Below are 18662 nucleotides of genomic sequence, written 5' to 3'. Positions count from 1 at the left end.
ACGGCTACTTTTATTATATACACGTACCGTTGAAAGTCAAGTGCGCTACTAAACTTTTTGTTAAATCTACTTAACACAGCGTTTATTTTGGGTAAACTATAAGTATAATGTATAAAATGGTGATGTATGATGAGCTTAGGATCTCGTTTAAAAAAAGAAAGAGAGAAAAGAAATTGGTCCCAAATTTATGTGGCTAAAAAGATTGGAATCACAAATGCAGTCTTATCGAACTATGAAAGGGACTATCGTGATCCTGACACTGACACACTAAAAAAGTTAGCCTTATTATATGGCGTAAAAACGGATTATTTACTCGGTATAACCGATGATCCCACTGGATCTGAAAAAGAAGATGATGATGAGTATCCAACAGTCATCAAGGACCCTGAACTTGACCGCTGGCATAAAGAACTGCCTAAATCCGATGAAGAGGATTTGCGTAAGCTAAGACAAATGTGGAAAATTATCAAAGGGGAAACAGAATAAGCGGATGAATTTCTCACGTGCTTCAATGTTGATGCCAAATCCACCATTCTCCCATTACATATGATAAGCGGGCACTTACGCCCAAATTTGGCGAGCCACGCACTTTCTTGAAAGTAAAGAAAAGACAAGAGTGTAACAAGTCTTTGCCTTTCCTTCACTTCTGGTCGCATATACACTTCGTTCATTGTTTTACCCAAAGATGGCTTTGGTCGTTAAAAAGAGAATAGAAGGAGCCATTAAACATCCAAGACCTGTATAAAATGTTGCATACAAACACCTCATTCTTTTTTAGGATGTTGAAGTACACCGAGAGAAATTAAGCGTTTATAAAATAGTTATCATCAGACCGTAGTCTAAAAGGTTTATCATAAAACAACCAAAAGCAAGCCTCATTTGCTGTTGTAGCAGATTCCCAAAATCGATTTCCGTATGCTAAAAAGGCCGATTATTTTTTCCCGCCCTTCAACATCCACGCCTTCTGGGAAAGTATAGCTGTGTTCCGAAAATGACTTTCGGTTACAGGTATGTCTCTTTTATAGGTATACCGAATACAAAATATTAGAGCATGCTGCAGCCGCCGTACTAAATTACTGCTTTCCCATCTTAAAGATGGAAGAAAAAAAGCTGTACAAAGCGTCACCGGCAATAAATCCGGCGGCCATAACCGTCATCAACTGATGATCTTGGTTTCTATTGATCTTATACATCATAAAGCGGATGAAAATACCGGCAAGCACCGCCCATCCGGCAATGGGATTTATTAATAATAATCCGGTTGCAAACAGAACCCCCATCTGTCGTTTAGGGCCGCCAATCATTTGAAGCAACGCCCCGGGTATAGCCCAAATCATGAGTTGAGTCGCTATTTGGGGAGAAACACCGGATTCAATAGTAGCCGCATACACAAAATTAACAGGCGGGATTAAGTCTTTTTCAAAATAGCTTTGAAAGGATACAAAAACAACTGTAACCGTTACCAAAAAAGCCAGGACAGCGGCATATAATTGCTGCTTTCTTCCTTCCTTTTCAAAAGTTGGGTCTGTACCATTCCCCCGTAAAATGTAGCCCGTTTTTAAGTCATAGCCCATATCAGCAAAAGCAACGCCTGTTGAAGCACTATAACCAACTAAAATAGCCAAAGCCTCTTTTGGAAAACCAATGAGAATGCCGATGATTAAAGTAATAAGCGCAACCGCAAAAGCCGGAAACCATCCTGCATGCATAGCTGCAATCCCTACGATTAATTCATGAGCAAAAGCAGCAAGCGTCGCAAACAAAATAAAACCAATTAACATCAAAATCGACATATCCTGATATATGCCAGATATCAGTGCCATCAAGACAGCAATGATAAGATAGGCAAGTGTACCGTTTCTAAATCCTTGGGCAATATCTTTTTCATTTCTTGAATACCTATTGACCGATTCACCGTTTCCCTTTTGCTCTTGTTTCTGGAATATTAACATGCATACTTGAGCCAATGCCACGATCCCGGCACCTATCATAAAACCATGAGGTATATAATAATCGTTTATATCACTTCCGAATAAAGGCACTGAATATCCCCTGAGCAAGAGACCGATACCAAACATTGTTAACGCCCAAATATTTCCTATAAAGGCGACACCAAAAGCGGACATCGGAATCTTGGCGATCGAACCCAAAATTCCAATAACAATACCTGCTCCTAATACTTTAGCCCTTTTTCCACCTTCATCACCCGCCTTAATTGCTTCGGCTGTTGCAATACCCGGTGGCCAGGCTTCTTCTGCCGGGAATATTTTTGAATCAAAAAACTTATATAATAAAATGGCATCGACAAACATCGCAAGCGTTACACCTATAAACAAGGGCAATATTAGCTCGGGCATCCCCATGACAAAGGGAATGCCAATTGGCAGCAGTAAACTGCTTGCTGCTCCAAAAGTTGCGGCCGAGATGGAAGTTTGAATCATATTCTGCCGATGGACAGATTTAAAACGAATAAAATGCTGAATGGGTATTCTGGCAATCATCATAGCGAAAATTGCTCCAATGATGGATGTATTTGCGGAAATACCTAATGTTGTGATTAATTGCATCCCGATGACTGCTCCAAAGATAGCCGTAAAAACGATTAAAAAAATCGTGATTGGGTTAAAAATAGTTGGATGTTTTTTTCTCAATATCTATCTCTTCCTTACCAATCATAATGATGAATCACCTTTTGGATCGTTTTTGTTTCCTCTTTTCCATAATGGCGGCATTTCTTCTTATCCAGAAATGCGGAACGTTTTTCCCCTGGATCAAAAGCTGATAGACGCAATGCACGTCCATCCCCTGGAAAAATAACGTCATTTATAAAACAATCAAATCATGACTGACGGTCATGACATTTTCTATTTCTGCTTCGGTTACAACGATGTTGTCTTCTATTCGAACCCCAAATTCATTTTGAAGATAGATACCCGGCTCAATTGTAAATGCCATGCCCGGACGAATCTGATCATCGTTTGTTTGCATAATATAAGGATCTTCATGGGCATCCAAACCAATTCCATGACCTAACCGATGTGTAAAGCAGTCCCCGTAACCGGCTTGGGAAATGATATTTCGGGCGGTTGCGTCAATGTCACCGATCTTTTCATCAATCTTAATAGATGCAATTGCTTCCGTTAGCGCTCTTTTGACCACATGATAAACTTCTTTTTGTTTAGCAGAAATATGTCCGATCCCGATTGTTCTAGTCATATCGCCTACATAACCATCTACAATCGCCCCAAAGTCAATGACAATAAAATCCCCATCTTCAATCGTCTTGTCAGACGCTCGGCCATGTGGCAGCGCTCCTCTATACCCCGAAGCCACAATCGTTGAAAAAGGAGTGCCTTCCGACCCTCTCATTCTCATTTCGTATTCTAATTTGGCCGCAATTTCATTTTCTTGTACTCCTATATGAATAGTCGGTAAAACAGCTAATAAACTCTCCTCTAAAACAGAAACAGCTTTTTTGATACTCTTTATTTCTTCTGAATTCTTATATTGTCGCATCTCTTTCAATAGATTCATTGCATGAACAGTTTGCCGAATACCTAATTCATGTAAGAATTGATATTCAAATAATCGCATCGTGTTTGTTTCAACACCGACTCTACTATAGTGTTGGGCTAAACTGCTTTTTACATCATCTAATAAGGACTGAGGACCTTCATCATCAGAATAACTTAATATACAATCATCCTCGCCCAGTATGAATTTCGTTTTCTCAACTTCTGGAACAAAGAAAATACCTCTTCCACTGCGCTCTAAAAAATATAATGTTAACCTTTCACTTTGTTTCAGTTTGTTTCCAGTCATATAATATAAATTTGAACCCGGAACCAATACCAATAGGTCTATATCAAATTCCTTCATATATGTTAGAGCGGCTGCTTTTCTTTTATGAAACATTGTCTGCCTCCTTCAAAGTAGATTCAAAATAGCCATGTAAAGTTCGGCAACTCATTCGTATTTTTTTTAATATGTTTCATTCTGATTTTACTCAACGCATTCATGTAGAATGCGACGGATATGATGAAAAAGGTGTGCCGATCCGCGAAAGTTTCAATCCACGCACTGATGTAGAGTGAGCCGTTTTATCTGGATATGTGATTACAGCGGTAACACTATTTCAATCCACGCACTGATACTGAAATACGTCATCATAACGAATAAATGTAATCGTTATCAAATTCCATATCGTTATCAAAAATGCAAATATTTATTTTCATAGTCATACAGTTTACTCGTTGTCAATTGGGCCGTCTTTCGCAAGCTGGCCAGCGTTTCCGCCATTTTAATGCCTGCAACAATCGGGTTAATAATCGGCATTTGAAACTTTTGAATCAGCTCATCTTCTAGTCCCGATAAAGCTCCGCACCCTAAAATAATCACTTCGGATTTATATATTTCAATGGCTTCTTTTATAAGCTTCGAAGTAGAAGAAAGCAGTTCCGCCTGATCGATCCGATTCAATTGTTGGACAGTCAAATCTAAAGATTGCCAAACGCTAATATGATCGTTAAAACCGTATAGGAACATATTATCTTTCATTTTAGGCAAGTTTTTATCCCTGCTTACGATGATGGCGCTATTATGCCCATATACTTGAGCGAGTAATATGGATGCTTGTGAAATGCCAATAACCGGTATATTTAACAATTCTCTCAGTTCCCTCACACCCGGATCATAAAAGCATGCAATACTAATGGCATCGTAGGAGTTTAATCGCTCTTTATCTTTTATCATCAGATCAATCGCCAAATGCTCATAAGTGTAATATTCCAAATCTTTCGGCCCTTCTTGATAAGTGATGATGTCTAATTGAGTATCCGGGAACAAGTTGGGGGTCAATTTGCTTTTTATATTATTGATTCTCTCCTTGCTAACATTGACAGGTAAAACATGTGCTATTTTCATAAGGTTCCCTCCTACTTTTCTTTATGCTTTTTTAAATAGGTTATGGTACAAATAATAACTAACCATACTGATGATAAATGCATTTAAAGCTGGTATAAATACAGGAATGATGAAAGCTGAAAAACCACCGATCAACCAACAAACAATACTAGGCCAATAGAAGTCTCCTTTTTCTCTCAGTTGTTTTCCAGAAATGAAGAAATAATCTGTTATGATGATAGCGGCAACTGGTGAAACAAAAGCTGCCAGCATCCCTAAAAACGGTATAAAAAATTTGATAATACCGCCTAAAGCCAAACAAGTTCCGACAACAGCCACGATAAAAGTCCACCAAAACCTGCTCCAACCAAACGCCTTTGTTAAAGCCAATCCAGCACTATAAGCAGCTACGATTGTCGTAGTCCATTGCAATAATACAACCAATATCATGGAAAGAGCCGGTAATCCCAAAGCCGCGAGCACTTTCGAAACATCCCATGGCTCATCTATTCCAATCGTTGTAGCTGTAAGCGCCATCATTGATCCGACAACAGTTAAGGCCACTTTTGGCGTTATTACGCCCAGTATCCCTGTATACGAAACATTCCTGACGTTACTGGGAATCCATCGCGTATAATCAGGTGAAAAACAAGAACCTGCCACCGAAGCCCCCAAAATAAGATTAATCCCCCAAAATAGCGACTGGGTCGTACTAGGCTCATAAGAAAAAACGCCGCTCATGCTCGAGATGCTCATCACTTTGAAAAAGCCTAACAGTGTAATAAGCAAGATTGCCGGTATGCTGATATAATCCAGCCATGCCATGCTTGTCACTCCAAACAATGCCGGAATCACAAATAATAATCCTAAAATGACGATAAATAACTTAGTAAAATCTCCAACATGTAACATTTGATTAAAAGCCTCTGCGGCAATCGACACTTGCACCCCATACCAGCCAAACGCCGGTAATACAGAAATAACCATCCCGGTAGTAAAGTTCGTAGCTTTCTTCCCAAACACATACTCCCCCAAGACATAAGTGTTTAACCCTTCTTTAGCGCCGATATACCCCATGGGAATAAAAAATAATAATACAAGCAACACACTTCCCACAATTGCTGAAACGATGGAGTTTGTTAAATTTAAGCCTGTTATGAGACCGCCGCCGGCAGAAAAAGATGAAATAGCGGCAGTCATTCCAAAATAGATTGCCGCTATGCCAATCCAAGATTTCTTTTTAGAGTCTGGTATTCTTGCTTGTACATACATCTCTTCTTGTTCTTTATTGCTTCTCGCCATCATAAACCCCCTTATTGTTTGACATCCTGGATTGGATTGACTTGACGTTCTTTACGATCTTTTTTCAGATACTTGAATGTTAGAAAAAATTATAAATGATTTGTTGAATCTCCTGCGCTCCTTCTTTTATGATGTCCAACATGTCTCCTTTACTTTTATGTGTAAGCCGATATTGAGGCCCTGCGGCCGTAATAGAAGCGATGACTTGTTGATGTTTATTAAATAAAGGAACCGCCAGTCCGAATACTTGGTCTGTATATTCACCGTGCGTATAGCACCACTTTCTCTCTTTAATTTCTTTTAACTCATTCAATAAAGCGATTTTGTCGGTAGTCGTTTTTTCAGTGTACCTCGTTAGTCCTTGATCGATAATGACAAGCTGTTCTTCTTCAGGCAAAAAAGCCATAATGACTTTGCAAGAAGCGCCAACATAAAGCGGTGTTCTAGTGCCGATTGACACCGAAAATTTAATTCGTTCCTCACTCTCGGCAATCGCCAACGTCACTCCGTCATTATTTTCCTTCCAAGTTAAAAAGATGGATTCTTTTGTTTTTTCCGCTATCTTTTCCATAATAGGCAAAATATCTTCTGTAATAGACATTCTTTCTCTAATGATTTGGCTAAATTCAATAAACTTTAAGCCCAGCTGATATTTTTTCGTCTCGGCATCTTGTGTTAAAAATCCATTCCTTTCATACGTTTTAACAATGCGATTGACAGCTGTATGGCTTATATTTAATTCTCTGGCCAGCTCCCTGACTCCCCATGCTTTCTTTTGAGCAGTAAAACAATTTAATACTTGAATGGCATTATCTAGTGTTTTTAACATCATCATGATCTCCCTCCTGCTCTTTATACTAATTTATCAAGCCCATTTCTTCTAGTTTGTAATAAAGAGCAGGAATGGGTATTGATGATTACACCTCTTTCTTATAAACCTTTCTGGCATCAGCCAACGAAATATAACCATTTTTCACATCACTGATCACTTGTTGTAAGGGCCGTTCTTCAGGATTGCCATATCCCCCTCCAGTTGCGGTAGCCAACTCTACAACATCGCCTTTATTAAATTGCAAGTTTTTCACAATTCCCGTAGGCCCCACTTTTGTGCCATCCTTTCTCATTACTTTAATGTAGCTTTTCTCTCCCTCTTTACCGCCATTCACACCCCAAGGAGCATATTGATGCCTTCCAAAACTGATGGATAGTCTTTGCCCATCACTTAAAGCCCTGTATGTCCGAATCACACCTGAACCGCCAATATATTTTCCAGCTCCTCCGCCATCACATCTTAAGGCGTATTGTTCTACTAGAACACCATATCTGGCTTCGGCAACTTCCATTGGGATGTTATACGTTTCTCCATCCCCCATACAAAATTGCCCTCTTTGTCCATCATGGTCATGAGCCGCACCCCAGCCGCCAACCGATGGTTCCACTAATAAGAACGGTTCCTCTGTTTCAGGATGTATGCCGCTTATTAATACCGAGGAAACAGATAGCAAGTGCCCGGCCGGCAACTGCTCCGGAATATACGGGGCCATCGCCTTCCATATTAAGTCCGCGCCCCCCAATCTGCCCTCAAAGTTCATCGAAACGGGGGCAGGTCTTTCGGCGGAAATAATGGAACCTTTATCCGTTATAATCTTTAGAGGGTGAAAAATACCTTCATTTATATTTTTCGTTGGATGAATAATCGCCAAGTACATCACTCTTACACTTGCCATTAAGCCATAATAAGAGCAATTCACCGGAGACTGAACTTGTTGATGGCTGCCTCTAAAATCACATATAAATTCATCCTCCGTGATGGTCACTTTTACCTGAATAGGATATGGACCTCCAGTATTGGGGTCATCCTCTATAAAATCGGACGCTTCGAAAGTTCCTTTTGGCAATTTTGCCAATGCCTGTTTTGATAATATTTCTCCTTGCTGCAGCAAAAAGTTGATAGATTGGATAACGGATTTCTTTGTGTATTTTTGACAAAGCTCTTCAAATCTTTTTCTACCCGTTCGCAATGCGGCAATTTGTGCCCACATATCACCTAATGATTGTTTGGGCAAACGAACATTTTGCTCAATAATACTGACAACCGCCTTGTTTACTTTTCCGCCTTCAAATAATTTAACACCCGGCAACTGAAGGCCTTCTTGATAAATTTCGATAGAATCATTCGTAAAAGACCCCGGGTCCTTTCCGCCCACTTCTGTCCAATGGCCCTTATTCACTGAAAAAGCAACAATCTCATTTTCGAAGAAGATGGGCATGACCAAACCTACATCTGATAAATGAGAGCCCCCTCCCACATAAGGATCATTGATGATAATCACATCTCCATCTTGCAAGTCTTTTCCATCGTCATAAAGTGTCAAGACATGCTGCACCATCGGACTTAGCATACCGATAAAACTGGTTACCCCATTGCCTTGGCTGATCAAATTTCCTTTGGCGTCTGTTAAACCACACGCATAATCCAAAGCTTCATAAAACATGGGGCTCATAGATGTTTTTGCCAACGCGATAAACATCTCATCCCCGATAGACAATAACGAATCTTTGATCACTTCAAGCAAAAATGGGCTTGGGCTTTCAATCTTTTCGGAAAACATGTTCATACCCCCGTTTCAATGATTAAATTGCCGTACTTATCAACCGTTAACGTTTGGCCGGGATACAGTACTGTCGATGTTTGTTTTTCTTCTATAATGGCGGGACCTTGTATCACGGCATCTGTCCCTAAATATTCCCTGGCATACACTTTCGTTGGGAGCCAGCCCTCCTGTTCAAAATAAACATCCCGTACCTCTAAAATGGGATTTTGCCGTTTTGAAACCATATCAATTTCTCGCGGGCTGATTTTATCTACTTGTCCAAAACCCGTTACATGAATATTGACGATTTCCGTATCGGTATCAGGCAATTTAAACGTATAATGTTGTTCGTGTAATTCATGAAACCTCTCGATGATTTCCTGGCGATTTTCTTTTGACCAATCACCATTAGGAACAGGAACTTTGACCGAGTGTTCCTGGCCGGCATATCTCATATCCAAATATCTTGTGAACAAAATGCTGCCGGCTTCCATTCCCTCTTCCATAAACTCTTCAGCAGCCACTGATTCTATCTCTTTCCACTTGTGATTCAGTCTCTGTAAATCCAACTGTTCAAAAGGCTCCACATAAGTTTGGATATAATCGCGTCTCAGGTCTGTTTGCAGCATGCCCCAAGCAGAAAAAACAGCAGAAGAAACCGGAATGATTACTTTTTTAACCCCTAATTCTTTCCCTAAAATAGCGGCATGCATTGAACCTCCGCCGCCATATGCAATCATGACAAATTCAGATGGATCATAACCCTTCCGGACAGATATTAGCCGTAAAGCGTTTAACATATTGGAATTGGCAATTTGGATAATACCTAATGCCCCTTCCTCTGTTGACACTTGGAACGGTGCAGATACTTGTTCCTTTATCACTTGCTTTACTTTTTCCATGTCCACATCGTAATCGAAGTATTTTGGCGATAATCGTCCTGTCACCAAATGGGCATCTGTTGTAGTAGGCGATTCTCCTCCCAAGCCGTAAGCAACCGGTCCGGGATAAGCGCCTGCTGATTGCGGCCCCACCTGCAAGGAGCCTAATTCGTCAATCCAGGCAATGGAGCCGCCGCCATTTCCGATTTCGACAATATCAACCACCGGCGCTTTTATCGGGTAGCCGGCGTTCGTATCTGTCTTTTCGATATAATAATCGGTCGTTATTTTCACTTCAGATTGGTGAATTAAGGAGCATTTTGCGGTAGTCCCGCCAATATCAAATGCAATCATATTCTTTTCTCCTATCAATTCACCCAACACTTTCGCACCGTAAATCCCCGCGACAGGCCCCGACTCTACCATTTGAATCGGGTCATTTTTAGCATGTTCAAAAGTCGTGGACCCGCCATTAGATTGCATAATGTACTTCGTTCCATCAATATGAATATTTTCCAGTTCAATTTTCAGGTTATTAATATACTCCGTTGCAATGGGCTTTACATAAGAATTCAATACGGTTGTATTCGTTCTCTCGTATTCACGCCATTCTTTTGATATTTCAAATGAAGCGGTTACATACACTTCAGGCCAATGCTTTTGAATATACGCTTTCGCCATTTGTTCATGTACAGGGTTTTTATAAGAATGCAAGAAAACAATCGCAATGGCTTCAACGCCTTCTTGTCGAAAATATTCTATAGCTCTTTTTAAATCGCTTTCATGTAATTCAACTAAAACCTCGCCTTTGTAATTCAATCTTTCAGCCACTTCAAGCCGCAAATGCCTTTCAACAAAAGGCTTCGGTTTTTTATATTTAAAATTATAGAGATCAGGCCTGTTTCCCCTCGCTATTTCTAAAACATCTCTCATCCCTTTGGTCGTGATTAATCCTACTTTTACGCCCTTTCGTTCTGTCAACGTGTTGATGACGACTGTAGAACCATGAATGAACATGTCAATTTCACCGGGAGAAATCCCGCTCTTTTGTATGGCATTTAATATGCCCCTTTCGTACCTTCCGGGGGTGGTGTGATCTTTGGCAATGCCAAACTCGCCATTTTTTTTGATATAGACTAAATCTGTAAATGTTCCTCCGATATCTGTTGCAACTCTCATGTTATGCACCTCTCATAAAGTGTACCGATAATAGAACCAGTGGTTCTAAATTTAACTTTGTGTTATTCATTATAATACCAATTCAGAATAATGCAAGAGGTAAAATAAAGTGAAACTTCATTTAGTAGGAGTTTTCTTCCATCTCCTGCTGAATGTTAGTTGAACAAATCGGGCATTTAGGTGCCGTTTTCTCACACTTAGACCTTCTGTATTCACTCAAGATTTTGAAGTGGGAGTCTTACGGCACCTTACATGCGGGATAAAGTGAAACTTCATTTAGTAGGAGTTTTCTTCCATCTCCTACTGAATGTTAGTTGAACAAATCGGGCATTTAGGTGCCGTTTTCTCACACTTAGACCTTTTGTATCAACTCAGGTCTTGAAGTGGGAGTCTTACGGCACCTTACATGCGGGATAAAAATGAATAACCGCATGAAATCAAATGTAAAAAACTTGATTTCACGCGGCTCTATTTTCACTGTTGTACAAATATCAATTCGTTTTCAACTGATTATGTCCAAGTCGTTTTCGAATAATATTTCGATGATTGATCATTCAACCTTGTTCATCTATGATGCTTTTCGCCCCCGGAAATAGAGCACTCCACCAATGAGTAACATCATAAGACCCAGTGCCAGCCAGTTAAAAATCGATGTGGCGGTATTTGGAAGCTTGCTCGATTCTGTATGATCAGCTTCACTTTGTTTCGTTGTACCCGCTTGTTTGCCATTTGCGTCTTTGGCTGATTTTTCACCTTCAGGACGCTTTGATTCTTCTTCTGGCTTTTTAGGCTCTGTTCCTGGCTTTGAAGAATCTTCTTCAGGTTGCTCTATTGGGTCTCTTGGTTCTTCTCCCGGTTTATCGGGCTTCTGCTCTGTTTCCCCAGGTTTCTCCCCTGTTCCCGGCTGCTCAGGCTTTTCTTCAGGATCTTTTGGATTTTCTCCCTCTCCCGGCTGCTCAGGTTTTTCCTCCGGATCTTTTGGATTTTCTCCCTCTCCCGGCTGCTCAGGCTTTTCTTCAGGATCTTTTGGATTTTCTCCTTCTCCCGGCTGCTCAGGCTTGTCAACCGGCTGTTTGGTTAACGTATGGGAATCAATTAATTCATTATCGGTTGTATAAGCTTCAATTTTTATTTCGTTTTTATTAACTGCTAAAGAAGTATATACTTGCTTGTTTTCCGCATAAAGCACGTCTACATAATCATGCTTTTCTCCAGGGTAAAATTTTGGTCCTGCTGATCCGCCAATAATATAAGATGTGCCTGTTCCATCTTTCTGCGGTTTGCCATCCTTCATTGGGTAACTCCGCATATATGCATGATCATGTCCTGTTAAAACTAAATCCACATTCAATCCTTCTAAAACGGGAGCGAAAGTCTCAATGGTTGCGTCCGTTCCTCTCTTTGGGTTGCTTTTATATGGCGGACGGTGGAATACAGCAATATTCCAAAGCTTATCTGAGTTTGCTATTTCTTCTTTGATCCACTCTTGTTGTTCTTCCATATCTTTAATACCGAACTCGGAATTCAACATAATAAATCGTACATTTCCGTAATCAAACGAGTAGACAAAGTTTTCCTTGCCTTTAGGTCCATTTTTAGGATAAGGAAATAATGTTTTGTACGTATTTTCTCCATCTCCATACACATCATGATTTCCCATTACTGACATGAATGGTACTTTACGAACCAATCCTTCGGACGCTGTTAAAAAATCATTCCATTGCGCTAATTTATTGCCTTCTTCCACAATATCCCCGCCATGGACAGCAAACTTGGCATCAGGAAATTTTTCTAGAGCCGATTCATATAGCTTTGTCCATAATGAAAAACCAGCTTGGTCGTATGCTTGTGTATCCGCGAAAAGTAAGAAACGAAACGGATCGTCAGCTGCGGCATTTTCTGTTGTAAATGTACTTACTTCACTCCAGCCTTCAGCGGTTCCATCTCCCACTCTATATTGATACGTGGTACCCGGGGTTAATTTGGTTGCTTCTGCATAATGTTGCATAAACTCGCCAATTTCATCAGAAACTAATGTTTTGTTTCCTTTAAATCGAAGTACATGTTCACTATCGAAACCTGCTTTATCTGTTTTGGCAACTACTTCTAAAACAGAAGTATCAACGGCAGTATTTGTCCGCCATGTTACATGCTGGGTTGTTTTCGGATCATTCGCCCAAGTTAACGTGACCTTCTCAGGTACAGGTGTTCCAAGCTGTGGAAGAACTTTAAATGAAAATACCTGGCTAACTAACTTCCCTTTGCTCGCTTGTAATTTTAATGGAATCTGGGCCAATGTAAGCAAGTCTGTTTTACTTTCACCATTTACATCTGTAGGATTCAAAAGAGAACTCCATTCTACTTCCTCTACATCATCCTTTGGCACATGAAAATAACGTTGTTGGCCATCAGGCATATAAATCCGATAAAAATCAAAGCCTTTGTATGGAGTCTTAGCGACAGGAATATATGTCCCTGCTTCCACTGGCTGGAAAGGCTCCCCAGCTACTCCGCTTCCGCCTTTATAAATATGTGTTGATTTTTTTACTTGAATAAGCTTCTGATCTCCTAAAATATCGACTTTAGCCCCTTCAACCGGCTTTCCTTCCTGATCTACCACTTTAAAGGTACTTGGGGTATGAAGGGATTTACCTTCCACATTAAGTGTCAACGGTTGTGAAATCTTATTTTTATACGCTTTTGCATAAAACGGAATGGTACCTATTGCTTTATCCACATACGTTTGTGTGCCATTGGCAAGCGCGATCTCGAAATCTCCAGACCCATCAATTCCTACATTGAACTTGAGTGTAGCAAGAACCTCATTGTCGGAAAGAGCGACATCTTCTAGGTTGTCCCATTCTAAAGTGATTTCTCCAGTCTCTTCATTGACACTGTTTTGTACAACAGATTGTTGTAATTTTTCCGGAATAATCGCTTTTGGCTTATCTCCCTCTTCACTATGAAACTGTAACAAATTGCTGTCATATGTCAGAATCATATTCGTCCCGCTCAATGCTTTAGCATGTTGCATCGTTACTTGCACTTCAAAGCTTGAACCAGCATAAATTTTCTCCGGTCCTTTCCAGGCAAATGCGGGACCACCATTAGAAACATAAAATTCCCAGCTTAAAAACTTATGGTTTCCTGCTTGATCAAACACTTCGATTCTGGCACGGTTTAACCCTTCAGCGAGTGCCTTTTCGGGTGTATAGGAAACTACCCCTGTTTTCGCATCATATGCAACAGACACTTGCTCGCCATTAACTGTTAAAAAAATCTTTTTCGGATCAATGCCTGAACCATTTTCATCGCTGACAACAGCAGTAATTTCAGGCTTATTGGAATAGGCGATTTCACCGTCTGCCGGTTTAACATTTGCAATGTTTGGATTTGTTACATCTTCATCTGTATCCTCATATACCGCACGAATTTGATCAATATATATACTTCCGGCTGATTTGGCCTGATCACTAGTTGCCATATAACGAATCGCTTGGCTGCTCATTGTATAAGGTGCTTGCCAATTATCCGGAATTGACGCTTCCACATATTTCCAGCCTTCCCATGTCACGCCATTAGGATAGCTATCCGTATAGTCGATATTAAAATTTTCGCCATTAGCATCGGTGAGCTGTTGTCTTAACCAATGTTTGTGACCATCACCATAAACCCACATACCGATTTTCTTTGGTTTTCCCGGGATTTTGATTTTTTCTCCTAAAGTTGCATAAATACCTGATGTACCTTGCGTGTTTAAAAAGTCATAATCCAATTTCAAAGCTTGTTTGCCAAACCTTACCACATCATTTGATATACCAATATTAACTTTATTGTGCCTGGCTCCGCTGACAGTCCAACTCCCCAGCCCTTGTTCAAAATCTTCCAAGACAATATAGGGCTTATCAACTGTTTCTTCCGCCACCTTTTCCTCTTTGGCAGGATCAGATATATTCAACTGCTTATTCTGATTATGTATATCTTCTTCGCTTTCCTTATTATGTTTAACTTCTTTGCTTTCCTTTTTGTTAGGAGTAATTACTTCGGCTTGTTCCTTTTTATTTTCTTCTGTATGAGGTACCGCTTCTTGTTTTGGTTGTTGCTTTTCTATACCAACAGGCGCCTCTTTACCAGCTTCCGGTTGACTTTCTACAGATAGGTCTTTTTCCTCAAGTATTTCTTCCTTATTTTGTTGTTGATCAACTTGTTCTTCCGTTTGAACTGCTTGAGGTGGGCTTTCCATGCTCTCCAACATTTGAGTCTCAGCAGAAACCCATCTTACATTACTCCCCATTTGTGTAAAAACAATGAAGAAAATAATTGTAAAAATAAATAATTTCTTTTTCACAGAAACATTCTCCCCCCAGTGCGATAATGGTTATACTTTGTCAATAATCGACAGTATTTAACATACCATCACAAGAGTAATGATTTGTTAAGCTATTATAAAGTTAATGTAAAAGTTTCGATTATCCAACTAACCCTATATACCTGCCTCAATTATTCTCAAAAAAGGAAAAAAATCCAAGTTTGTATTGGCAATTGATTTCAAACCATTACCAAAGTCACAAATGAAGAGAATTAACCAGAGGAGGAGAATGTGTCGAAAAAGAGGAGAGTTTTAGGCCATAATATGGGAATATTTCAAAAAAGAGCAGACCATTCGTTCAGAAGACGGGAGGACTTTCATAAAGTGGAGAGTATTAGCCTATAAAATAGCAAGTCTCCCCAGAGTTAGCAAGAAAATTTTTAGATGATCAAGTAACATTTCCTGCAACATTACTCATCACCTTCATAGACGTAGTTGTAGTCCGATTGATCAGATCCAGAAAAGCCGCACAAATGATTGGCTAGAGGGAACGCCGCCCCTGGTAAAATAAAAGTGATGACCATATACGATATATACCAGGTTCATAAAAAATTGATATATTCGGAAAATATCAAAAAAAGAGGGCTATTCCCCTCTCCTTGGTATTACCAAATTGTCACACTCACACAGTGACTTCCAAATCACTCAATATTCAATTTTACCCAAAATATAAGCAGCTACCAAACCGATGATAAAAGTCAAAATACTAACGAATGTTAATGTCAGATTTGCAGGCCATCCAGGAAAAATAACGAAAAACGATCCAATAACCATCCCAATGATAACTGCAAAAGTACTTATTCGATAATGGGTTAAAAAATAATGAATCACTTTGCTCATTATGATAATTCCCAGTGCAATTCCAGCTCCAGTGACAGCAATGATATCAAGCTTAAAATTGCTAATAGCGCCAATGACAGTCGGGTAGACACCAATTACCAATAATATAAATGAACCGCTGATCCCCGGTAGAATCATAGCGGAACTGCCAATGAATCCGGAGACAAATAACAGAAAATATGTTGCAAAAGTCATATTCTCTATCACTGCTCCTTCACTTTCGTTTAAAAAAGCGAGTGAAGCGATTAAAATGGCGCCGATCGCCAACAAAATGTATTGCTGTGCTTTAAATGTACTCTTTGCACGTGCTTGGCGAAACAAAAAAGGTAAAACGCCCAATATTAAACCAAGAAAAAAGAAGTAAGTCGGTCCTGGATGCGTATGAAGCAGCCATTCCATAAGCCGACTTAACGAAAAAATGGAAAGAACAATACCGAACCCGAGAGGAATTAAAAAGCTTAATTGTTTTTTCCAACCTTTTGAAAATACTCCATTAATCGCTTCTATAAGTCGATCATAAATCCCTAATAGAACGGCAATCGTTCCGCCACTCACGCCCGGGATAACATCACTTGCTCCCATCACTATACCCCGATAAATATTTTTCCATTCCATGTTTGAAGCTCCCTTTTTTATATTTAGATTAACATAACACTTTAGACTTGCTTACATTACGTCACATGAAAAATGTTCCAGAAAGACCCAATGGACATGTAGTGAAATACGCGAGTGTCCAGCATAGATAAGAAGATAGCGCAGACTCCAATAGTCAACATGATTGCCTTAATAAGGTGCACGGAAATGTTTTTAAAGGGATCACAATACTTTGACCCTAAATTGATTGCTCCCCTCTTGGCACCTTCTTCGTAACCACCTTGTTTTATCAATTCATCCAATTATGTTCTTATCTTCATCACTCTGTTCTAATTGATTGCCATATCTAGTCCATCACCCTAATTCATCTACAAGCTATTCATGCGAATATGATTAATATAAATTAATGCAACTGTAATTGCAATCCAGTAGCAAAAATGAACCCAAAGTGGATCACTTCAAAAATTCAATCCAACTGGATTTTTCAAAAGTAAATTATATCCAGCTTTGCTTTATATCTCTGAGACTAACTATTTTTTCCTTGTCAAGAATGGCCCCCCCTAAAATAAATGATATCTTGAATTTTCACCTATTCTTAAAATTTGATAGCCCAAATACCCCAAACAGAGCCCCCTTGATTCATGAAAAAATAAAATAATTTTCAGAGTCTGGGACACAACTAAATCAGCTGATGAAAAAACGAACAATAAAGTGAAACTTCATTCAGTAGGGCTCCTACTGAATGTTAGTTGAACCAATCGGGCATTTAGGTGCCGTTTTCTCCCACTTGGACCTTTTGTATTCACTCAAGATTTTGAAGTGGGAGTCTTACGGCACCTTACATGCCGGATAAATTGTCCAGTGTATACGTAAGCTTTTAGCGTAGTCAAAATAGGTAGACTCCTGCGGGAATAGCTCGAGCTGAAGATCCCGCAGGAAAGCGACCTTTGCTTTCCGAGGAAGCTGAAGCCGTGCCTGCGGAAAGCGAAATATTTTGACGTAGCGATGATAGGGATTTTTTTAACACAAATAAGGGGCCGGGACAGAACCCTGTAAAAATGAATAAACCGCGTTAAATCAAGTTTGAAAACCTTGATTTAACGCGGCTTTATTCTCACGATTTTTACGAATATCAATCAGCTTTCAACTTATGTCCCAGCCTCATGATAACACAATGCCTTGGGAACATTCAGGTAAAAATTCTTATATGATTCGATCCTCTTTTGAACAAAAGTTCATTTCTGCATGAGAATCCCAAAAGATTGGACCTCTTCTTCGGGTGGGGATTGATAGCCTATTAATTTACTATGTGTCCAATTCATTTTATCTTTTATTTCAATCAAGAATTCAGCATATTTAAATGCCGCCAAACCGGAATCAATCACTGGAATCCCCAACTCTTGTTGAATTTCATCATACGTTCCAAATTCTGCTGTACACCCTAAAACAATGATATCCGCCCCATCTTTTTCAATAGCTTCTTTCGAGGCTTGCAAAATTCTTCTTTTTGTTTCCTGTAGATCTTTTTGAAATTCATGCACTTTTAAATCAACAGACTTAAAAGAAACGACTCTTTCACCAAATCCATATTTCCTTACGTTTTCTCTCATCTCAGGTATACACTTTTTTTCACTGACAATGATGGAAATCGTTTCCCCAAGAGTTGATGCGATATGAAGGGAAGATTCTGCTGGAGCTGCCACAACCATTTTTCTGCTAATTTCTCTGCTCGCTCTTAAAGCGGTATCATAAAAGCATCCAATAATCACGGCATCATAGTTTTCCTCTTCCGCTTCTCGAACTCTTTGTATGATTTTCGGCATCACCATTGCCTCATATGAATGGTATTGTAAGTGGCATGGTCCCTTCCCGTTTTCTAAAGAGACTACATCTACACTGGTATCCTGTAGTTTGGAATTATTTAACATTTTTTTAAATTCATGATTAAAAATATCTGTATGAATAGGATTTATAAATAAAATTTTCTTCACTCTTGATCAT

13 protein-coding genes are annotated in these 18662 nt (G+C 39.6%); 1 reads left to right on the top strand and 12 read right to left on the bottom strand.

All coding sequences use genetic code 11. The features are described 5' to 3' along the window. Positions 1-129: 129 nt before the first annotated feature. Positions 130-486 (top strand): helix-turn-helix domain-containing protein, encoded by a 357-nt coding sequence (locus JOC94_RS09410; RefSeq protein WP_077112971.1) that lies wholly within the window; start codon positions 130-132, stop codon positions 484-486. Positions 487-675: 189 nt separating this feature from the next. Here JOC94_RS09410 and JOC94_RS22905 read toward each other — a convergent pair whose 3' ends face one another. From JOC94_RS22905 to JOC94_RS09360, 12 genes are all read right to left on the bottom strand, one after another. Then, a complete protein-coding gene (locus JOC94_RS22905; RefSeq protein WP_236017047.1) occupies positions 676-768 on the bottom strand; it encodes a hypothetical protein in 93 nt (30 codons plus the stop codon). A gap of 305 nt (positions 769-1073) precedes the next feature. Beyond that, the gene (locus tag JOC94_RS09405; RefSeq protein WP_268920970.1) at positions 1074-2651 is read right to left on the bottom strand and encodes an OPT/YSL family transporter; all 1578 of its coding nucleotides are present in this window, start codon (positions 2649-2651) and stop codon (positions 1074-1076) included. 14 nt (positions 2652-2665) lie between these two features. Then, positions 2666-2791: a hypothetical protein gene (locus JOC94_RS23190; protein ID WP_268920969.1), complete on the bottom strand. Its 126-nt coding sequence runs from the start codon at positions 2789-2791 to the stop codon at positions 2666-2668. 32 nt (positions 2792-2823) lie between these two features. After that, on the bottom strand, positions 2824-3915 hold the full coding sequence (locus JOC94_RS09400; protein ID WP_077112969.1) for a M24 family metallopeptidase: 1092 nt from the start codon (positions 3913-3915) through the stop codon (positions 2824-2826). 294 nt (positions 3916-4209) lie between these two features. Then, positions 4210-4923, bottom strand: coding sequence for an aspartate/glutamate racemase family protein (locus tag JOC94_RS09395; RefSeq protein WP_077112968.1), 714 nt, complete (start codon positions 4921-4923; stop codon positions 4210-4212). Positions 4924-4944: 21 nt separating this feature from the next. Further along, on the bottom strand, positions 4945-6207 hold the full coding sequence (locus tag JOC94_RS09390) for a purine-cytosine permease family protein (protein WP_083717632.1): 1263 nt from the start codon (positions 6205-6207) through the stop codon (positions 4945-4947). Positions 6208-6283: 76 nt separating this feature from the next. After that, positions 6284-7039: an IclR family transcriptional regulator gene (locus JOC94_RS09385; protein WP_236017046.1), complete on the bottom strand. Its 756-nt coding sequence runs from the start codon at positions 7037-7039 to the stop codon at positions 6284-6286. An 82-nt stretch (positions 7040-7121) separates the two neighbouring features. Then, positions 7122-8816: a hydantoinase B/oxoprolinase family protein gene (locus JOC94_RS09380; protein WP_077112966.1), complete on the bottom strand. Its 1695-nt coding sequence runs from the start codon at positions 8814-8816 to the stop codon at positions 7122-7124. 2 nt (positions 8817-8818) lie between these two features. Further along, a complete protein-coding gene (locus tag JOC94_RS09375) occupies positions 8819-10858 on the bottom strand; it encodes a hydantoinase/oxoprolinase family protein (protein WP_077112965.1) in 2040 nt (679 codons plus the stop codon). Between the two features lie 568 nt (positions 10859-11426). Next, a complete protein-coding gene (locus JOC94_RS09370; RefSeq protein WP_077112964.1) occupies positions 11427-15206 on the bottom strand; it encodes a metallophosphoesterase in 3780 nt (1259 codons plus the stop codon). Positions 15207-15872: 666 nt separating this feature from the next. Then, complete coding sequence (locus JOC94_RS09365; RefSeq protein ID WP_077112963.1) at positions 15873-16682, bottom strand: DUF368 domain-containing protein; 810 nt, start codon at positions 16680-16682, stop codon at positions 15873-15875. A 1214-nt stretch (positions 16683-17896) separates the two neighbouring features. Continuing rightward, positions 17897-18652, bottom strand: a complete 756-nt coding sequence (locus tag JOC94_RS09360) for an aspartate/glutamate racemase family protein (RefSeq protein ID WP_077114396.1) — start codon at positions 18650-18652, stop codon at positions 17897-17899. Positions 18653-18662 lie beyond the last annotated feature (10 nt).

The sequence above is a fragment of the Siminovitchia thermophila genome, from assembly GCF_016909185.1.
GTDB lineage: Bacteria > Bacillota > Bacilli > Bacillales > Bacillaceae_C > Siminovitchia > Siminovitchia thermophila.
The sequence above is the reverse complement of the archived record's forward strand: the minus strand, read 5'-3'. Positions and strand labels throughout refer to the sequence as shown.